A 2730-nucleotide genomic window follows, 5' to 3' on the forward strand; every position below is an offset into this window, starting at 1 on the left:
CCAAATTCCCAACGAAAAAAATGCCAGTCAGCTCTTAACTGACTGGCATTGGCCTGAGGGCTCCTTTTTTGTTGTCTGAGACTTTGCCGCCACACTTGCTTTTTCCGGGGAAGTTCCTTGCTTTTTTTTTAAATTTGTGGCGCATAATGCCAGCGCGGGTTTTTCTCGTCCAAGGTTTGCGGTGATCCGTCAGTTTCGCGCTGAGAGCGTCATTGAGATTAGCTGGCTGCGTTTTCGGGACTCCATCGCTTTATTTATGTGTTTTTGAGGAGTCCCTCGATGGGCAACAAACTGTACGTTGGCAACCTGCCTTACTCGGTGCGCGACAGCGATCTGGAACAGGCTTTTGGCCAGTTCGGTGCCGTGACCAGCGCCAAGGTCATGATGGAGCGCGACACCGGCCGCTCCAAAGGCTTCGGTTTTGTGGAAATGGCCAGCGATGCCGAAGCGCAAGCTGCCATCAACGGCATGAATGGTCAGCCCCTGGGCGGCCGCAGCATCGTCGTGAACGAAGCCCGTCCCATGGAACCCCGTCCCCCACGCACTGGCGGCTTCGGCGGTGGTGGTTTTGGCGGTGGCCGCAGCGGTGGCGGCGGCTACGGTGGTGGCCGTGAAGGCGGTGGCGGTGGTTACGGTGGCGGCGGTCGCGGTGAAGGCGGCGGCTATGGTGGCGGTCGCGAAGGCGGCGGTGGGGGTTATGGCGGCGGCGGTGGCCGTGGTGATGGCGGCTACGGCGGTGGCCGTGGTGACGGTGGCTTCCGCAGCCCCTACGGCTCCGGCCCACGCAACGGCGGTCGCAATGGCGGCGGCGGTTACGGTGGTGGCAACGGCGGTGGCTACTGATCCTCGCCCGGCGCCTCTGCGCTAAAGCAACAAGCCCCTTCGGGGGCTTTTTTGTTGCCTGAACCTGTGTGAGCCCTCGCCCGCAGCTGGTGGCAAGCCCTCAAATGAAGGCGTCGTTCACTGCCCAGCTTCGGTCTGTCGGCGTTTGCGGGGCCTGCCGGCCAGCAGTTTGTCGAAAAGGGCATTGGGCAGCGCGCGCAGCAATTTGGCGACGACTCCCATTTGCCAGGGGATGACGCGGTAGCTGACACCAGCGGCAATCGCCTGGTAGGCACGCTCGGCAAAGTCCTCGGGTTGCATCAGGAACGGCATGCTGTACCGGTTGGACCGGGTCAGCGGCGTGTCGATGTAGCCCGGCGAGAGGGTGACCACGCGCACGCCGAATGGGCGCATTTCACCGCGCAGGCTCTCGCAGTAGCTGATCACCGCAGCCTTGCTGGCGCAGTAGGCGCCGTGACCGGGCAGCCCGCGAATGCCTGCCACACTGGCGATGCCCACCAGGGTGCCGCTGCGGCGCCCCGCCATGCCTTGCGCGAAGGGGTGAAAGGTGGCTGCCAGCCCCAGGTTGTTGGTGGCGAACGTGCGGGCCATGACGTCCAGGTCTTCCCGCACGGCGGTGTCCATGCCCACGCTGATGCCTGCGTTGGCAATCACCACATCGGGCAGGCCCTGGCGCGCGATGCATTCGGCGCCTGCCGCCACGATGCTGTCCACCACCGCCACATCGGCACTATAAATTTCGTAGCTGCTGGCGCTTATCTGGTGGGCGTCAGCCCATGATTTGACTTCAGAGGTGCGCCGGGCCACCAGTGCCAGCCGGTAACCTGCCTGATGAAAGCGCAGGGCCAATGCCTGCCCGATTCCGCTGGAAGCGCCAGTGATGAAGACGAGGGGCTGGGTCATGGCGGCAAAGGCTGGGCGCGGGCGCAGCAGTTATTTGGCGGGTGTGGGCATCAGTACGCCGCGCACACGCCCATTGAGTTGCAGCACCTGGTCTAGGTTGTCGTATTCCATGGTGTCTGCGGTGAAGCGGTCGTTGCCGCGGGTGAGTTGCACGGGGCGGTTGGACCGCACTTTTTCTTCCTGAGTGAAGGCATGCAGGAACTCACCCCGGAACTCCAGCCGGGGCTGGGCAGAAGCACCGCCACCCGCTGGTGTGGGCTCGCGTGTGACCACGGCGTTGCCGAAAAGCTGAACCTCGGAGCCATCGCCGTTGCTCACGGCGCGGTCAGAGCGGGCGAGGGTGAGGCGGCCGTTGGGCGCCACCGAGCGCATGCGGGCCTGGTCGATTTCGAGCGTGTCGGTGCCGGGGTAATGGCGGGCGGTTTCGCCGATCACTTCGCTTTGCAGGCGGCCCGTGGCGTCAAAGCTCTTCACCGCAAAGTTTTTCATTGAATAGTCGGGCTGGTCGGGTGCAGTTGCAGACTGCGACGCGGCCAGCGGCGCGGGGGCGTTGCGCACCAGCCACCAGGTTCCCAGCGCGAGCAGGCCCATCAGCAGCACAGGCAGGTACAGCGACAGGCGTTCCCACCCTTGTTGAGCCCAGCGCATCATGCGGCGTACCCTGCAAGCAGGCCTGCGTAGGCCCCGATGGCCACCAGCAGCAAATCGCAGAATTCGCGCGCTGCGCCTTCACCGCCGCGCGCCTGGGTGGTGTAGTGCGCGCAGTGGCGCACTTCGATGTGGGCGTTGTGCGGGGCGCACGCCAGGGCGCTGCGGCGCATCACCGGCAGGTCGGGCCAGTCGTCGCCCATGGCGGCGGCCTGGCTCCAGTTCAGGCCCAGCGTGGCAAGCACCTGCTCTGCAGCGGGGCGTTTGTCTTCGGTGCCGAACACGGCATGTTCCACACCCAGCGCCTTCAGGCGCACGCGCAGCGGAGCCGAATCG

Annotated in this window: 4 protein-coding genes; 1 reads left to right on the top strand and 3 read right to left on the bottom strand. The window is 64.8% G+C overall.

The features are described from left to right. Nucleotides 1-279: 279 nt before the first annotated feature. Nucleotides 280-843, top strand: a complete 564-nt coding sequence (locus tag AADJ04_RS17825) for an RNA-binding protein (RefSeq protein ID WP_341240430.1) — start codon at nt 280-282, stop codon at nt 841-843. Nucleotides 844-960: 117 nt separating this feature from the next. Here the strand turns inward: AADJ04_RS17825 and AADJ04_RS17830 are convergent, their stop codons facing one another. The 3 genes from AADJ04_RS17830 to AADJ04_RS17840 form a co-directional block, all read right to left on the bottom strand. Continuing rightward, complete coding sequence (locus tag AADJ04_RS17830; RefSeq protein ID WP_341240431.1) at nt 961-1746, bottom strand: SDR family oxidoreductase; 786 nt, start codon at nt 1744-1746, stop codon at nt 961-963. Nucleotides 1747-1776: 30 nt separating this feature from the next. Next, nucleotides 1777-2397, bottom strand: a complete 621-nt coding sequence (gene lptC, locus AADJ04_RS17835) for an LPS export ABC transporter periplasmic protein LptC (RefSeq protein ID WP_341240432.1) — start codon at nt 2395-2397, stop codon at nt 1777-1779. Beyond that, the coding region (locus AADJ04_RS17840; RefSeq protein WP_341240433.1) for an HAD hydrolase family protein at nt 2394-2730 on the bottom strand (337 nt) is incomplete at its 5' end. The genes AADJ04_RS17840 and lptC, both read right to left, overlap by 4 nt.

Origin of the sequence: uncultured Acidovorax sp., from assembly GCF_964021665.1 — a bacterium.
GTDB lineage: Bacteria > Pseudomonadota > Gammaproteobacteria > Burkholderiales > Burkholderiaceae_C > Acidovorax > Acidovorax temperans.